The organism is Paenalcaligenes sp. GW821-LYS-B07-1 (genome assembly GCF_058803365.1).
In genome coordinates this window covers 365,319-381,691 of the sequence record NZ_CM179516.1, presented here as the reverse complement: position 1 = coordinate 381,691, position 16,373 = coordinate 365,319, and the positions used below count along the sequence as shown (strand labels likewise).

Genomic DNA, 16,373 nt, shown 5'->3' with positions numbered 1-16,373 from the left:
TATTTTTATGATTTTGGCGATTTTCGCCAGATTTTTAGGATTTTCCCTATGTACGCGGTTATAAAAACCGGTGGTAAACAGTATCGTGTTACTACTGGCCAAAAATTGAAAATAGAACAGATACCGGCAGACATTGGGCAAGAAATCTCGCTAGACCAGGTTTTGTCTGTTGGTGAAGGTGAGTCCCTGAAAGTGGGTACTCCTTTTGTTAATGGTGCCGTGGTTAAAGCTACTGTTCTTGCACAAGGCCGTCACCCAAAAATCAAGATCTTCAAAATGCGCCGTCGCAAGGGCTATCGCAAAACACAAGGTCACCGTCAAAATTACACCGAAGTTCGTATCGAAGCTGTTAACGCTTAATTAGCGTACAGTTTTAGAACTTCCGGCATAACTGGAGTTTAAAAAATGGCACAGAAGAAAGGCGGCGGCTCTACGCGGAACGGACGCGACTCACAATCGAAACGACTGGGCGTCAAAATCTACGGTGGCCAAGCCATCAATGCTGGTTCTATCATCGTTCGCCAGCGCGGTACTGAATTCCACCCCGGCGTGAACGTGGGCATGGGCAAAGACCACACCCTGTATTCCTTGGTGAATGGTCATGTTAAGTTCAGCATCTCTGGTGCTCTGAACAAACGTACTGTTTCTGTAATCGCTGCTGAATAAGCATCATTACTGACGGTATCAAAGCCCTGCCCCAAACCGGCAGGGCTTTTTGCTTTACACTATCTATCTTTACATTAGTACATTACACATCAGGTCAAATCACTTTATGAAATTCGTAGACGAAGCAACCATTGAGGTTATAGGCGGTCGCGGCGGCAATGGCGCTGCAAGCTTTCGCCGCGAAAAGTTCATCCCTAAAGGTGGACCTGATGGCGGTGATGGCGGTCGAGGCGGGAACGTATATGCTATCGCTGACCGTAACGTCAACACCTTAATTGATTACCGGTTTTCGCGACTGCACCGCGCACGTAACGGTGAAAACGGTAGAGGCTCAGATCAATACGGCGCAGCTGGCACTGATATTGTCTTGCGTATGCCAGTGGGCACCACGATTATGGATGCCGAAACAGGCGAGCTATTGTTCGATCTGGATCACCATGATCAAGAAGTTATCTTGGCCGCTGGCGGTCAAGGTGGTCTGGGTAACTTACACTTTAAAAGCAGTATCAACCGCGCCCCTCGTCAATGCACACCAGGCGAAATGGGTCATCAGCGCAAACTGCGCTTAGAGCTGAAAGTGTTGGCTGATGTGGGTCTGCTAGGTTTGCCTAATGCAGGTAAATCCACCTTTATCAGTAAAGTATCGAATGCTCGCCCACGCATTGCTGATTATCCCTTCACTACGCTGCACCCTAATCTAGGTGTGGTACGTACCTCGGCCTCGCACAGCTTTGTGATTGCCGACCTTCCTGGTCTGATTGAAGGCGCATCAGAAGGCGCCGGCTTAGGCCACTTATTCTTGCGCCACCTGTCACGCACACGCTTGTTGCTGCACATTGTGGACGTTAGCTCCTTGGATCAAGACGTAGACCCAGTAGAGGCTGCGTTAGAACAAATCCAAGTGATTACTGCCGAACTGAATTTGTACAGCGAAGAACTAGGCGACAAACCTCGCTGGCTAGCGCTGAACAAACTCGACATGGTGGATGACCCTGAAGCCCTGCGTAAAGAGTTGGTGAAACGCTTAGATTGGAAAGCTCCTATCTATGGCATTTCCGCCCTAACAGGTCAAGGCACTGAAGAGCTGGTTCGCGACATTCAAAACTGGCTGGACGAACAACGTCGTCAACAGCAAGAGGCGGAAGAAAAAGCAGCAGGTACTTTTGTACATGTTGATCCTCGTTTTGACGAAAAACGACAAAACATTGACGTACCCCCGCCGGCAGCAGACAACGAATAGCAAAGACGACGTTCTCGCGTCATTCAGCGCTAAAATCCACAGGTACCCATTCGGGTACCTGTTTTAGTCTAGACTGTAGTATCACCTCTTTATTTGCTGCGTCCCCCCATGTCTGTATCGTCTGATAACACCTCTGTTATTGCCCAGGCCAAGCGCTTGGTTGTGAAAGTAGGCTCGTCACTAGTGACCAATAATGGTCGCGGTATTGATAGCAATGCCGTTGCACAGTGGTCGGCACAAATTGCTGAGCTGCACCGTCAAGGCAAACAAGTCGTACTGGTTTCCAGTGGTGCGATTGCCGAAGGTATTGCCCGACTGGGTTGGACGCGCCGACCTAGTGTGATGCACGAACTGCAAGCCGCGGCGGCCGTCGGACAAATGGGGCTGATTCAAGCCTATGAAGTGGCATTTGCTAAACATGGCATCCGTACCGCACAAATTCTGCTGACGCATGAAGACTTGGCAGATAGGCACCGCTATTTGAATGCACGCAGCACGCTCTACACACTGTTAGCGCTGGGTGTAGTACCTATCGTTAACGAAAATGATACCGTCGTCACCGACGAAATTCGTCTGGGCGATAACGATACCTTGGGCGCTCTGGTTACTAACCTGATTGAAGCTGAATCCCTGATTATTCTGACCGATCAGAAAGGACTCTACAGTGCCGACCCACGCAGTAACCCAGACGCTAAATTTATTTCGATGGCGCAAGCGGGTGATCCAGCTCTGGAAAAAATGGCTGGTGGTGCAGGCAGCTCTGTAGGTACAGGTGGTATGCTAACCAAAATCTTGGCCGCCAAACGCGCTGCCAACAGTGGTGGCCATACTGTGATTGCCTCAGGTAGAGAGGAAAACGTCTTGCACCGATTGGCTCAAGGCGAATGCATAGGCACAGAACTCCGTGCCACTCTACCCGTAAAATCAGCCCGTCAGCGCTGGTTAGCGAATCACCTACGTGTGCGCGGTCGAGTCACCCTAGACGAAGGTGCCATCAAAGCGCTGACCAACGGCCACAAGAGCTTGCTACCTATAGGTGTGATACATGCGGAAGGCGACTTCGAGCGTGGCGACGTAGTAGCCTGCGTGGATGAGCATGGCGTGGAATACGGACGTGGCTTAATCAACTATTCCAGTTCTGACACTCGACGTATCTTGCGTACTCCTAGCCATAAAATCGCTGAAATTTTGGGCAGCATGTCAGCCTCTGAACTGATTCATCGCGACAACATGGTGTTTAACCAGAATAGCAACGCATAAAAAAAGGGGTTTAAACCCCTTTTTTTATGCGTCAGTACAGCCCCTTATTCACCAACCGCTTCAATCATACGCCCAGCCGACACATCAGGCTTAGGTTGCCGCCGTGACGGATAATAGTCATATTCTTTTGTCCATGGCGTAGTGCCACCAGTAGTTTGGTGGCGTTTATAGAACGCCACAAAATCCGACCAGCTCAGCGCTTTAGAATACAGCCAACCCTGTACAAAATCCACGCCATTAGCACGCAGGTAATCAGCTTGCTCTTGAGTTTCCACCCCTTCAGCTACCATTACCAACCCTAAGCTTTGCGCCATCTTGATAATGTGCAAGACTACCGCACTAGACGCTGCACCAGTACCAATAGAATGAATAAATGCTTTGTCTATTTTGAGTACATCCACTGGCAAACTCTGCAAATACTGCAGGCTGGAATACCCCGTACCAAAATCATCAATTGCCACCACAAAACCATCATCACGAGCCGTGTTCAATGTGTCTCTAGCGGCTTCAATATCCATGCTCACCCGTTCGGTGATCTCTAACCACAGTTGCTCGGCTTTTACCCCTTGCTCAAGGAAGCTTTCACGTAGCACAGGCAAAATACGTCCACTGCGCACATCATGCGAGCTCAAGTTCAAGCTAATGTGCAGATTACGGTCTAGCACTAGAAAATCGCCAGCCTCAACCACCACGCGATCAACCAATAAGTTGGTCAGCTCAATGATTTGACCGCTTTTTTCTGCTGCAGGTACAAATTCTTCCGGACTGATCCACGAGCCATCACCCCGCCTCCAGCGCATCAATGCTTCAGCCCCCACACACGCACCAGTTTCTAAATGCATGATGGGTTGATAGTACACTTCCATCTCTCGTCGACGTAAAGCAAGCCGCAATGCCGCGGTAAGTGGCCGTGGCTTTAACATTAAGTACAAGGTGAGTAACAAGCTCAACATGGTGAGCATCAATATGGTGGGCATCATACTTTCGCGGTTTTCTTGTATATAGCTCAGAAAACCTTGCCTAGGCACCATGGCCAACGCTAGCCAATTCCCGTGGCGCTCCATAACTGTGATGTAACGCTTATCTCGCCAGGGCTCACCATTTTCAACACTGAATACTTGCGTGAGTAGCTCTTGCGGAAAGGCTGCCGAGGCTGCGACTAAGGTACCATCTATGGTAGCTAATGCTAACAATGCTGGGCGAGTTAGATACATATCCATAAATCGCCATTCCCGCACCATAGCCTCGTAATTACCGTAGCGCAGCAGAAGTACCCGTTCCGCTTCCAACTCGCTTAGCTCTATACCAGCTGTTACTTCCAGTCCGCCGGGCGTACCAAAACTAACATCTTGTATCCCCATGAAAACATTTACTTGTCCCCATAAGACACATTTTTTCCCATCGGGCATGGTGTACGCTAATTCTTGAATAGCAGGAGAGTTCACCGCCACTTGCCGCATCCTCTCCAAATGCAGTGGCGAACAGGCCTCTACCTGATACGCTGACAATGCTTTCAATGCATCTTCGGCGGCTCGCAGGGTATCTTCTGTGCGCATCACAATCAGGTGATCGACACTACGTAACCTCTGTTCTTCACTGTATAGACTGAATTGCCATGACAACGTGGCAAAGAGCAAAGAAGGAACTATGGCGCCCAAGCCAAGCATGGTCATCCTGATCAGCGCCGCTTTATAACGATGCATATCGGAATCCCAACTAGAAAAATATAAAAACAAAAAAGAAAACTGAGCAGAAGAAGATGCACGCGTTCACTGCACAACAAGCCGCACTTCAGACTACCTTTCTTTTCCCGTGTGTTGCGAATTTAATCGCTACTATTTATATCAGTCATTGATCATGCCACCTTGCAGCAGCACTGCTTTCTACGTACCATGTGAGAGCGTATTCGGTATGGTGATCACCACATACCGTTTCTTATTTTTGCCCTTCCTTTTTCATGACTAGCACCCTTTTCCAGCTATTAGGCGGTATAGGCCTGTTCCTGATCGGTATGTCTATGCTTACCGACGGCCTGACGACATTTGCCGGTAATTCTTTACGCCAAGCGTTAGCACGTTTTACAGGAACGCCATTTCGTGCCTTTACATCCGGTGCGTTAATTACTATCTTACTGCAGTCTTCTACCGCCACCACAGTTACCTTGATTGGTTTTGTCAGTGCAGGCTTAATTAGCTTCACACAAGCCATTGGCGTAGTGATGGGCGCAAGCTTGGGTACTACTGGTACAGGTTGGATTATCGCCACATTGGGATTAAAGGTCAGCCTAGGGCTCTATATGCTGCCCCTCATAGGCATAGGTGCTTTTATCAAGTTACTAGGCCGTGGCCGCTGGCCTGCGTTAGGGATAGCCATGGCCGGTTTTGGCATGCTATTTGTGGGGATTGATACCCTGCAATCCGGGATGACCGGCTTAAGCAGCATGCTGAACTTAGAATCGCTGCAACCTGACAGTTGGTGGCACCGCATTCTTATCATGCTGATTGGTACAGTGATGACGGTGATTCTGCAATCATCCGCTGCAATGGTGGCCGCCACACTAACCGCCTTGGACGTAGGCGCGATCAGTTTTGAACAAGCAGCCATTCTGGTTATTGGTGCTGCCATCGGTACCACCATGACAGGGGTATTAGCCGCTATTGGTGGCTCCATTCTGGCACGCCGCACCGCACTGACTCACGTGCTGTTTAACTTATCTAGCGGCTTAATTGCGCTGATGATTCTACCTATACTGCTTTGGCTAATTGATGCTATGCAAACCTATATGCATCTGCAAGCAGGGGCTGTGGCGCTAGCTGCCTTCAATACCTTATTTATTTCGGTGGGTGTGGCGATTTTCTTGCCCAACGCCGCGCGCTTTGCACGCCTGATAGAACGCATACTGCCAGAACGTGAAAACACGCTGACTAGCCAACTGGATGACTCGCAACTGCAAGTGCCTGAGCTGGCCCTGGGCTCTATGCATAAAACGCTGGTGTTGCTGTCTAGCGAACTGTTTACCGTAGCTCGCCAGCTCTGCACCATGCCCACAGAGTCGCCGTTAAGCCCTACAGAACGCCAACGCTTACACAAGGCGTTGGACGACTCTCAGGAGTTCTTTGCTGGTATACGCTTAACCGATGAACATGATGCGTTAGTGTCCACTCACTTAGCCCAAATGCACGTTCTAGATCACTTGTTAAGAATCTATGGCCGCACCGTTAATGTGCGCCTAACAACCATAGAGAATGTGCCCGCTATTCTTCAAGAAGCCTTAAACAGCACAGACCACTTACTGAAACTAGCCATCCAAGGCTTATCAGGACAAGCTGAAGAAGGTTGGTTGCAGGTGTTGGCCCATCAGAATGAAGCCCTAAGTGTGTTACGCCAACAAGCACGTACACAAATCATGACTGAAACAGCTAGCGGTTACAGGGACTCGGCCCAAGCCCTGCATATTCTGGACTCCATGCGTTGGCTAGAACGCATCGCCTACCATGTATGGCGTATCTGCCATTACCTTTCTACCGAGAACCGCACCATCGTAGAAAACAGTACAGACATAGAGCCTGCGTAAATGACGGCAAAGCCTACCTAGGCTTTGCTGGATCTGTCCTGCACCGGCAATGCAGTGGAATACTTAATCACTTCCATCGCAAAGCTGGAACTAACATCGTGTAAATCACACGCCTGAATCAGCTTTTTATAGACTGCGTCATAACCTTGAATGTCATTGACGATCACACGCAGTAAATAATCCACATCACCACTCATTCTATAAGCCTCTACGATTTCTGGAATATCCTGAACCGATAAGGCAAATTTTTTAATCCAGTCTTCGTTGTGATGATTGGTAGATACTTTCACAAATACCGTCGTATTTAACCCTAATTTTTCAGGGTCACACAGTACAACGCGTTTCTGGATAACTCCTTCTTCTTTTAATTTCTGTATACGCTTCCAACATGGCGTGCTGGACAAACCAACTCGCGCTGCGATTTCGCTAATAGCCACATCCGCATCTTCTTGTAGAATTTGTAGAATTTGCCTATCAATAATATCCAATTTTCTTTCCTTAAAATAATCAATATTAATGATTGGCAAAGTATGGTTTAACTCAAATTTTTTGCCCACCACTTACTTCAATACGCTGCGCGGTAATCCATTTAGCTTCATCCGTTGCCAAGAAAGCGACTACGTCGGCAATGTCACCGGGAGCACCAATGCGCCCTAATGCAATGCTGTTAATGGCTCGTGCTGCTGTGTGTTCATCAATAGGACTCATAGCGGTTTCTGTCAGGCCTGGTGCAACAGTATTTACCGTAATTCCTCGAGGTCCTAAATGTGCCGCCAGTAAGCGCGTCAATGCCTCTAGCCCAGCTTTAGCTGGCGCATACACGGCCATTTCAGGAAAGGCCATGCGTGTACCCATAGAAGAAATATTGATGATCCGCCCGTGATCTCGCAAACGGGGCAACATGCATTGTGTCAGAAAAAATGGGGCTTTTAAATTCACCATTAGTGTCAGGTCAAACTGCTCTGACGTCACACTTTCAATTGGCTCACGTTTCAATACACCTGCATTATTGACCAATATATCCAATCTTGTTTCGCCAACGGTGTCGGCCACAATTTTATCAAATTGTGCCTGGATATCGTATGGCCCTTTTACATCGGATAAATCTGCAAAAATAGGCGCAGCTTTTCCGCCCTCTGCCTCGATAGTCGCCACTAACTGCATTAACGATTCTTTGGATCGGTGTGCATGCACACACACGAAAGCGCCTAATCGCGCCAAACGCAATGCAATTTGATAGCCTATCCCTTGGCTGGCCCCGGTAACCAGAGCCACTTTTCCTTGTAGCTGCGCCATATGCGTATTCCTGTCGTTGTTAAGGTTGAACAATCACTTTGCCGAAAGCAGAACGGTTTTCCAGCGCCGCAAAGGCTTGGGCCGTGTCTTCTAATGGATAGCGCATGTCCACAGGTGGATTCAAATCGCCTTTTTCTACCAATGCCAGCAACGCATGCAGATCTTCGCGCATCCAGCCATTGGAGCCCAATACCGTAAGTTCAAAGGTCCAGATATAGCGCAGATCGGTTTTAGGATCAAAACCAGCCGTGGCACCACATGTCAGCAACTTTCCGCCTTTTTTCAACGATTTGATAGACGATACCCAGGTATCACCACCGGTGAAGTTCACAATCATGTCCACGCCACCAGTACCACTAATACGTGGTTTACCTACGTGATCGTGCAGCCCTTTGATGAAGTCTTGCTCTTTGTAGTTGATGCCATGATCAGCACCTAGCTCACGCAGCTTTTCTAGTTTGTCATCACTGGATGCCGCCACAATCACTTCAGCCCCACTCAGTTTGGCCAACTGTACGCAGCACGTACCCACACCGCCCGACGCCCCCAGCACAAAGACTTTCTTGCCTTTAGCACTGCCATCCAGCGGTAAGCCACCACGGGTCACCATCATGCGATAAGCCGTACCATAAGCCACCGGCAAGGCAGCTGCTTGCTCGTAGCTCACGCGATCAGGCAAAGGAATAAGCTGGCTTACAGGCACTTTGCAGTACTCAGCCAAGCCACCATTCACAGTCTCACCCAACAGCTGGTACGGGTTCAGAACCAGCGGGTCTACTAAGACTCTATCACCTACTTTCCAACCCTCTACATCAGGGCCTATTTCGGCAATACTACCGGCCATATCAATACCCATGATGATGGGCATAGGCACGGTAATACCAGGCATACCACGCAGCGTAAACAGATCGTGGTAGTTCAGCGAGCAGGCGCCCACTTTAATGATGACATGGCCTGCATCCGCAGTAGGTGTAGGCCAATTGGCTTCAAAGGTAATTTGTTCAATGCCCCCGTGGGACTGTATAACTTGTGCTTTCATCGTTCCCTCACTCACTAGAGAAATATTATTTGGCATAGCCAGCGGCCATTTTTTTGATGCTCAACTTGTCTAGCTTGTTATTTGCCAGCAAAGGCATGTCTTCAATAAACCGTACATGGCGCGGATACTGATACACCGGCCCGTTTTGCAACGCAAATTGCTTGATATCGTCCTCGTTGATCTGTGAGGCTTGGCGCTTCACCACAAATGCAGCAGGCACCTGACCTTTGATCTGATCTACTACGGCGACTACAGCGACTTGCACCACATCCGGGTGTTTCATCAGCAGTTTCTCTACGTCACTGGGGTAAATGTTTTCACCTCCGCAGACAAACATGTCGTCTACCCTACCGACAAAGTAGAAAAAGCCGTCCGTATCCCTACGCATCACATCGCCGGTCTTGTACCAACCTTCGTGCAGGGATTTAGCTGTTTCATCATCACGGTTCAGGTAGCCTGGCATCACCGCTTTACTGCGTACCCACAGTTCTCCTTCTTCGGCGTTATCCGTACCTAAACGTACCTCCACATCCGCAATGGGATGCCCCAAGGACAAGGCTGGGCGTGTCAAACCGGTAGGGTGCGGCCCAAAAACGGCAGGCCCAGTTTCGGTGGTGCCCCAGTTGTTATTCACAGTGGCATTGGGGAACAACGCACTGACACTGCGATGCAGCTCATCAGTGATGGGGGACGAGCCCATTGCTACACTCAGCACTGAACTAAAGTCATAACTGAACTGTTGATCTTCTAATGCGCGCAGTGCCATCGCCAACATGGTTGGCACGGCTGTCACCACTTGGCAGCGGTGATCTTGGCAAGCTTGTAGGAAGCTTTGTGCCGTGAATTTCTTCAACATCACTAAGGTGCCGCCGTATGCCGTCACCAACTTTGACAAGAACAAGGCATTCATGTGTGACAACGGTGCAGCACATAGAACCTTGGCATGCTGGGTTTGAAAAAACTCGCCCCCGTTCACACGCATTTTTTGCAGTGCCCAGATATAACCGCCATGGGTAAGCGGCACTCCTTTAGGCACACCAGTAGACCCCGAGGTATACAGTATCGTTGCGGCATCACTAGGCTGTGGCACGACGATTTCAGTCCTGTTGCTGGCACTGCTTACCGTGTTCAATAGCGTTGCTAGATTGATGTGCTCCGTGCCGGTGGGCAGCAAATGTTCAAATTCACTATCACAAAACACCGTCTGCACCTGTGCATCACGTACGATGTAGTGAATGGTGTCTGAAGCCAGTTTGAAACCTATGGGCACCGCGCAATAACCGGCTTGCATAATGCCGTAATAAGCCAGTAGATACTCCGCACTATTTAAACCCATCAGTCCAATACGTGAACCTTTGGCCAAGCCTTGCTGCTGCAAAAAACCCGCAATACGTGCTGCCTGATCGTGCAGATCATAATAGCTGAACACGCGCTCTTGCCCGCGTTCATCTACCTCTATCAACCAGGCTTGCTGCGGGCTCACCTGCTCAGCAATGGCTCCACCCAGATTACTACTTTGTGGAAATTGCTCTGTAGACATGGCTTAGCCCTTTTGCGCGCTGTAGCAGCCACGACCAATGGCCGTCAGTCTGCCCTGCTCGTCATACACATCCACATCCGCCACCCCAACCGAACGCCCCACGCGGCGCGCTACGGCTTTGGCAATCAGGTATGGGCCACTGGAAGGACGAATAAAATCCACACGGAAGTTAATGGTAGGTACTGCACCACCTACACTTAACGCCACCGCCAAATCACCGGCGGTATCAATCAACGAAGCGATAGCACCACCGTGAAACTGGGTGGCAGCGCGGTCTCTGGCCAAGTTTGGCAACAGCGGCATTTTCATGTCTACTGTAGCGGCCTCTACATCAAGGTCTACCAGCTCCATGCCACAACTTTGGATGAAGGGTGATTCCTCAATTAGGTTCTCAAAAAGTTGACGCAATTCCTGACTCATAGTGCTCTCCTGTACTTAATGTTTGCTGTATTTCCAAAAAACCAAATGGTGATGCAAAACCCGAACGGCAAAGGCCAACAAGGTTGCTAAAAGCGCCAGCACAAATACAGCTGAAAACATGGCTGTTGCATCAATATCGTAGGAAGCAGCCCGCAGGTAATAGCCAATCCCTGCTTTGGCGGCTAAAAACTCGCCCACTACACACAAGATGAAGCTCAAGGCTGCGCAAACCTCTAGACCACTAAATACATAATCCAGAGCCGACTTGATTTTCACTAAAAAAACAATGCGCCAGCGTCCACCACCAAAGGCCTTAGCCATGTCTACCAACTCAGACGACACCGACCGCATACCAGCTACCGTATGAATAAACATGACAAAGAACGTACCAATGGCAACCAAGGCAATCTTAGAAGCCAAGCCAATGCCAAACCACACAATCACCAATGGTGCGATAGCGACTACGGGCATAGCTTGCAAAGCCTGCACAATGGGGTGAAACACGCGATATAAGGTTTCAACTTCGCTAACCACAATGCCAAACAAGAAACCCAAACTGGCACCAATGAGCAGCCCCACTAAGGTGGCAATCACCGTGGCCACAAAATGGGTTTCAAACCACCCTTGGCCTCCCCACGCTGCCACGTTTTTAAAAACGCTGATAGGATCAGGCATCAGTGTGGGGTTAGCTACTACGTATGTCGCTAGGTAATGCCAACCAGCAATCAACACAATCACACCCAACACCGGCAACACAACACGCTGCCATTTAGGTGCGAAAAAATAGTTATCACTCATGAGCGTTTACTCCCTTCCCAGAACACCAATTTCTCTTTGGCATAGGTCAGCAGCGCTCCACCTACGTAGCCCAACACCCCTAGCAGTACCATGGCGGTTACAGCAGTTGTGGTATCCAGTGAGTTGGCTGAGTTATCAATCAAGAAACCCGCACCGCCCATCCCTACGATGAACTCCATCACCACACAGCCCACCAAGGCAAAGCCCCAGCCCACTTGCAAACCCGAGAGGATGGAACCTGCGGCATTAGGCAAGCAGCAATGCCAGTACAGTTTCAGGCTGTTGGCATTTAAGCTTTTGAATAGATCCAACAGCACAGGTGGCGTGGCTCGTATGCCTACAAAGGTGCCCACAAAAATGGGGAAGAAACAAATCAAGGCCACCAGAACCACAGTGCTTTTGGTCTCATAGCCCAGCCACAGCAAAATCAACGGTGCAATCGCCACTTTAGGCACGGCCTGTAACACCACCACAACCGGATACATCAACAGCTCTACCCGCTTGTACATGGCCAACACACTACCAAACACCACCGCCAGCAACGTCCCTAACAGGAACCCCAAGATGGTGCTTTGCAAGGTCTGCGACAAATGCGGCCACAAATCGGCATCTTTAAACAGTCCGTTATAGATGCGTTCTAAGACGGCTTCAGGCCCCGGAAACACACGATTCGGGATATGGAACAGCGTTATCACGCAATACCAAATCACAAAAAATGCGATCACTGGTGCTATGGGCAACAGCACTCTTTTCAACACTTGGTTCATGATCACTACCCCTTAGCTCATTCGTGATCATCAAAAATCGATCGCAGATAGTTAGACATCTCGATGAACTCCGGGCTGTACAAGGTATCGATGCTGCGTGGTCTAGGAATATCTATCTTCACGTCAGCCACGATCTTGCCGGGTCTACCGCTCATCACCACCACGCGATCAGACAAAAACACCGCTTCTTGTATGGAGTGCGTAATGAACAACACCGATGGTTTTTTCTCCAGCCAAATACGCTGTAGCTCTACCATCATGTTTTCTCTAGTCATGGCGTCTAGTGCTGAAAAAGGCTCATCCATCACCAATACCGACGGATTACGTATCAGTGAACGGGCTAACGACACCCGTTGCTGCATACCGCCAGACAGCTCAAAGGGATAGCGATCGTGAAAGCCTTTTAGCCCTACCAAGTCCAACAAATCACGGGCTTGTTCTTGGTGCTGGCGTGGCGACTTTCCAGTCAAGCTCATAGGCAGCAATACGTTATCCAGTGCCGTTTTCCAAGGCAGCAATGCTGCCTGCTGGAATGCCACACCTACGTCGTCACGTGCACCTTTGATGACCTGACCGTTAAATTCCACCTGACCGGCTGTAGGCTTTAACAGCCCCGAGACCAAACGTACTAGCGTAGACTTACCGCAGCCCGACGGCCCCAGTACCGAGACAAAGGAGGACGACTCTACCGATAGGTCCAGCTTATCCAGAGCCAGCACTTCACCACGTTTACTGGGATAGCTGACCACAATATCTTTCAACGTTAACGACATGACTCAATCCTGGCTGTTGCGCTTAGTTGGGTAGCTGCTGCACCGTTTTACGTACGGCTTCTACATCAAAATTGTTGATCCCGGGGATGAACTGGTTGGTGTAGAGAGTTTCTACATCAAAGTCCGTCGTAGAGATCTGCTCACCTTCGTACAGTTTTTGCGCGAATTTTTCCCAATCAGCCTTGTTGTATTGGCCGAAGTTTTCTTTGATGTCGTACAAACCAATAATGTTGTACGTACCGTCGTTCACAGCCGAGAAGGTGTCTACCCACTTAGCCTCGTTAGCCGCATCTGGCCTAGAGCTAGGGTCGATTTGCCAGTAAGCTTTCACGCATTTTTCAGTATCCGTTGCGCACGCCACAAACGACTTAGCAATCGCGCGTCCCATACGTTCCACCAACTGAGGGTTGGATTGAATTAACTGTTCGCTGGTGGCTACCCCGTTCGCAAACAAGTTGGCAAACTCTTCAGGAATAGGCAGACGACGAATGGCGGTACCGTCTTTTTCCATCATCACGTTTTGCGGAGCCGGTAGGTTCAGCGCATCCACACTACCGGATTTCATGCGCTGCCATGCCGCAGGGCCTACACCCACAGGCATCACTTGCACATCTTTCATCCAGGTCACACCCGCATCACCCAGCATGAGACGGCTCATAGGCAGGTTGCCCCAGCTCAATGCGCCCACACCCATTTTCTTGCCTTTAAGATCCGCCAAGGTTTTGATATCGCTGTCTTCCAAGACGGTGATTTCAAAAATATTGCGTGGGTAAAAGTTGTAGAAGAACTGAATAGGGAATTTCTCATCTTTGGCAGCAGCAATGACGGACAAGTCAGGGCTCATAATGCCGAACTCCACCGAACCATTCGCCACCTGTGGCAACAACACGGCCGTACCTTGTACTGATACGTATTCCAGCTCTAGACCTTCTTCTTTAAAGAAGCCCAGCGCATCCCCAAAGGGAATGGCCGCTTCTACGGCCGACCACGCTGGAGGAAAGCCTATACGGACTTTTTCCAAATCATCTGCTGCGTACAGATTACTACTGGCCAATAAGGCCACACTCAATGCGATTTTCTTCATGGCTAACACCGCCTCTTTGGAGGAATATTGTTTACTGTGATGAGTTAAGGGAGCTGAAACACGCCCTTTGCCGACTGAATCGTAATGTTCAGCTCTGGTTGTTTTGCGTGGGACACGGGAATATTCACGCCCAATGCCTCCCACAATGTCTGTACTACAACGGGCTCTGGGTGCCCTGCCTGACATGCCACCAAACTAAACTGGTCAGTCAAGCGCTCGGAAGGATGCTGAGCATCACCCCAATCAATGAAATAGGGAGCCAACACACCCAACGCATTGGGGCGCGGTATCAGCAAATGCCACTGCAGCATCTCACCGCTTTGACTTTCTCTAGACAAAGGCACTACATCGCTTTCAATGCCTGCCACCGCGTAAGCAGCCGTTAACGCATCAAAATTTGCCAAGGTGCTACGCATGATGAAACGGTGCAAAGTAGGCCGCTCTAACGCTTGCAGCTCATATCGCAACACGCTCTGTGCATCTGATGACTCATCGATCGCAATCAGCTCTAAGTAGGGACTAGAACCACCGCCTATCAGTTGGTTATGTGTGCCGAATAAACGGTGTTTGCCACCGGTTTCAGCCACCATTCCCGTTTTCAAGGCGAAAGCTTCCGCTAGAGGCGGCAATTGCTTGGCGCCAAACATAAAATGATCAATTGTTTGCATGGTGTTTTACTTGTTCAAACTGTGCAGTGCACGCTCACTGATACGCAGGCCTTCTTTCAGCACATCCAATCGCCACTCAGGCGCTAGCGGGCAAAAAGCATCAAAGGCATCGGCTTTGAGTTGTTCACGCTCTTCATCACTTAAGCTGCTATCAAAACGCAAACGGTTATCTGCTTGTAGACCACTGATGGTGTATTCCGGCGGTGTAGTACCAAACTCAATCACCGCCCCTACAAAGCGTGTTTTCCCCACAAAACTGCGTACCCCGTTAAAAACCAAACCAGAGTATTTGGGGCGCTCACTACCATCAAAACCTGCTTTGGTTTCTATATTGTCTTGGCCCCACATCTCGCAGCATTCTTGCCACTCGCTGCTGCCGGGCTCATTAAAGCAGAGGTAGAAAGCATGGCCGTATTCGCCTAGACCAGTGTGCCAGTCTATGAACACCACCTTTTCTTTATCTTGTAGAAATTCGTGTGCCACATTTTCCAAGGCCAAATTGGACCATTGGCGGGCCTGACCACCATAAATCAGCCCTTCTTCTATGTCGTACTGACCATCAAACAAAGCACGGAAAAAATTGTTTTTGCCGTGTTCTGCTATCCATTGCTGCAAAGCCTGCGCGTTATCCTGCTGTTGTTGTGCAGATGTAGCCCCACACAAGAACGGATGTATCTGCGCGTACAGCGGATTGGCTGGCGTGGTGGTAGAAAAATCAATGAAATTACGATTCAGGTCTACGTTGCGCTCGTTGGTACGCAACATATACGAGAAACCATACGGATTCACGGCATGCACCAGCAGCACGGCAACGTCTGTGGGCAATACGATAGTGCGTTGGTGCACTGCATCTAAAAAGGCTGTGAGTAAGGCAGAGGAGGCATACCCTTCTAAACCATGGGTACCGCACAACATCACCAGTACGTGTTTGGCATCCGGGTCGCCTATATAGACGGCGTCCTGCGTTAATGCCTCGCCAGTCGCGCCTTGATACCCTGGCAATTCTTGGCTTAACACCCTAGTTTGACCTACATTTTTGGCTGCGTATAAAAATGCAGATCGTGCCTCGTCATAACTCTGAGAGTAATAATCGAGCATGTTGCTTCCCCCTACCATACTGCTAATAAACATCACCAATACTTCTAGTAGTTTTAAAAACAGCCAAAAGTATTACAAAAATTTATCACGCTAAAAGGTAAGTCCCGAACGAGGAATTATGTATATGCTTATAGCGACTTACCAGTTTCG

General features: G+C 49.4%; 17 protein-coding genes. 5 read left to right on the top strand and 12 right to left on the bottom strand.

Annotated features, from left to right (window positions below; translation table 11 throughout):
- Nucleotides 1-48: 48 nt before the first annotated feature.
- From rplU to proB, 4 genes are all read left to right on the top strand, one after another.
- On the top strand, nt 49-360 hold the full coding sequence (gene rplU / locus AC3QL0_RS01865; protein WP_493009816.1) for a 50S ribosomal protein L21: 312 nt from the start codon (nt 49-51) through the stop codon (nt 358-360).
- Between the two features lie 45 nt (nt 361-405).
- On the top strand, nt 406-666 hold the full coding sequence (gene rpmA, locus AC3QL0_RS01860) for a 50S ribosomal protein L27 (RefSeq protein WP_135866024.1): 261 nt from the start codon (nt 406-408) through the stop codon (nt 664-666).
- A 106-nt stretch (nt 667-772) separates the two neighbouring features.
- Nucleotides 773-1,906 (top strand): GTPase ObgE, encoded by a 1,134-nt coding sequence (gene obgE, locus AC3QL0_RS01855; RefSeq protein ID WP_493009815.1) that lies wholly within the window; start codon nt 773-775, stop codon nt 1,904-1,906.
- 108 nt (nt 1,907-2,014) lie between these two features.
- The gene (gene proB / locus AC3QL0_RS01850; RefSeq protein WP_493009814.1) at nt 2,015-3,166 is read left to right on the top strand and encodes a glutamate 5-kinase; all 1,152 of its coding nucleotides are present in this window, start codon (nt 2,015-2,017) and stop codon (nt 3,164-3,166) included.
- Between the two features lie 44 nt (nt 3,167-3,210).
- Here the strand turns inward: proB and AC3QL0_RS01845 are convergent, their stop codons facing one another.
- Nucleotides 3,211-4,869, bottom strand: a complete 1,659-nt coding sequence (locus tag AC3QL0_RS01845; protein ID WP_493009813.1) for an EAL domain-containing protein — start codon at nt 4,867-4,869, stop codon at nt 3,211-3,213.
- A 254-nt stretch (nt 4,870-5,123) separates the two neighbouring features.
- On the opposite strand from AC3QL0_RS01845, the gene AC3QL0_RS01840 reads away from it, so the two are divergent.
- Nucleotides 5,124-6,740, top strand: a complete 1,617-nt coding sequence (locus AC3QL0_RS01840; protein WP_493009812.1) for a Na/Pi cotransporter family protein — start codon at nt 5,124-5,126, stop codon at nt 6,738-6,740.
- Between the two features lie 17 nt (nt 6,741-6,757).
- Here AC3QL0_RS01840 and AC3QL0_RS01835 read toward each other — a convergent pair whose 3' ends face one another.
- The 11 genes from AC3QL0_RS01835 to AC3QL0_RS01785 are packed head-to-tail and all read right to left on the bottom strand — an operon-like array spanning nt 6,758 to nt 16,223.
- Nucleotides 6,758-7,228: an Lrp/AsnC family transcriptional regulator gene (locus tag AC3QL0_RS01835; protein ID WP_493009811.1), complete on the bottom strand. Its 471-nt coding sequence runs from the start codon at nt 7,226-7,228 to the stop codon at nt 6,758-6,760.
- A 52-nt stretch (nt 7,229-7,280) separates the two neighbouring features.
- Nucleotides 7,281-8,036, bottom strand: coding sequence for an SDR family NAD(P)-dependent oxidoreductase (locus AC3QL0_RS01830; protein WP_493009810.1), 756 nt, complete (start codon nt 8,034-8,036; stop codon nt 7,281-7,283).
- 19 nt (nt 8,037-8,055) lie between these two features.
- Entirely contained in the window at nt 8,056-9,075 is a 1,020-nt protein-coding gene (locus AC3QL0_RS01825) for a zinc-binding dehydrogenase (RefSeq protein ID WP_493009809.1), read from the bottom strand.
- 25 nt (nt 9,076-9,100) lie between these two features.
- Nucleotides 9,101-10,615, bottom strand: coding sequence for a class I adenylate-forming enzyme family protein (locus AC3QL0_RS01820; protein WP_493009808.1), 1,515 nt, complete (start codon nt 10,613-10,615; stop codon nt 9,101-9,103).
- Nucleotides 10,616-10,618: 3 nt separating this feature from the next.
- Complete coding sequence (locus AC3QL0_RS01815; RefSeq protein ID WP_135865800.1) at nt 10,619-11,035, bottom strand: PaaI family thioesterase; 417 nt, start codon at nt 11,033-11,035, stop codon at nt 10,619-10,621.
- 15 nt (nt 11,036-11,050) lie between these two features.
- Nucleotides 11,051-11,833: an ABC transporter permease gene (locus AC3QL0_RS01810; RefSeq protein ID WP_493009807.1), complete on the bottom strand. Its 783-nt coding sequence runs from the start codon at nt 11,831-11,833 to the stop codon at nt 11,051-11,053.
- A complete protein-coding gene (locus AC3QL0_RS01805; RefSeq protein WP_493009805.1) occupies nt 11,830-12,600 on the bottom strand; it encodes an ABC transporter permease in 771 nt (256 codons plus the stop codon). Before AC3QL0_RS01805 ends, AC3QL0_RS01810 begins: the two co-directional genes overlap by 4 nt.
- 17 nt (nt 12,601-12,617) lie before the next feature.
- Complete coding sequence (locus tag AC3QL0_RS01800; RefSeq protein ID WP_430221598.1) at nt 12,618-13,373, bottom strand: ABC transporter ATP-binding protein; 756 nt, start codon at nt 13,371-13,373, stop codon at nt 12,618-12,620.
- A gap of 22 nt (nt 13,374-13,395) precedes the next feature.
- The gene (locus AC3QL0_RS01795; protein ID WP_493009804.1) at nt 13,396-14,457 is read right to left on the bottom strand and encodes an ABC transporter substrate-binding protein; all 1,062 of its coding nucleotides are present in this window, start codon (nt 14,455-14,457) and stop codon (nt 13,396-13,398) included.
- Nucleotides 14,458-14,501: 44 nt separating this feature from the next.
- Complete coding sequence (locus AC3QL0_RS01790) at nt 14,502-15,125, bottom strand: VOC family protein (protein ID WP_493009803.1); 624 nt, start codon at nt 15,123-15,125, stop codon at nt 14,502-14,504.
- A 6-nt stretch (nt 15,126-15,131) separates the two neighbouring features.
- The gene (locus tag AC3QL0_RS01785) at nt 15,132-16,223 is read right to left on the bottom strand and encodes a DUF2817 domain-containing protein (protein WP_493009802.1); all 1,092 of its coding nucleotides are present in this window, start codon (nt 16,221-16,223) and stop codon (nt 15,132-15,134) included.
- Nucleotides 16,224-16,373: the final 150 nt, after the last annotated feature.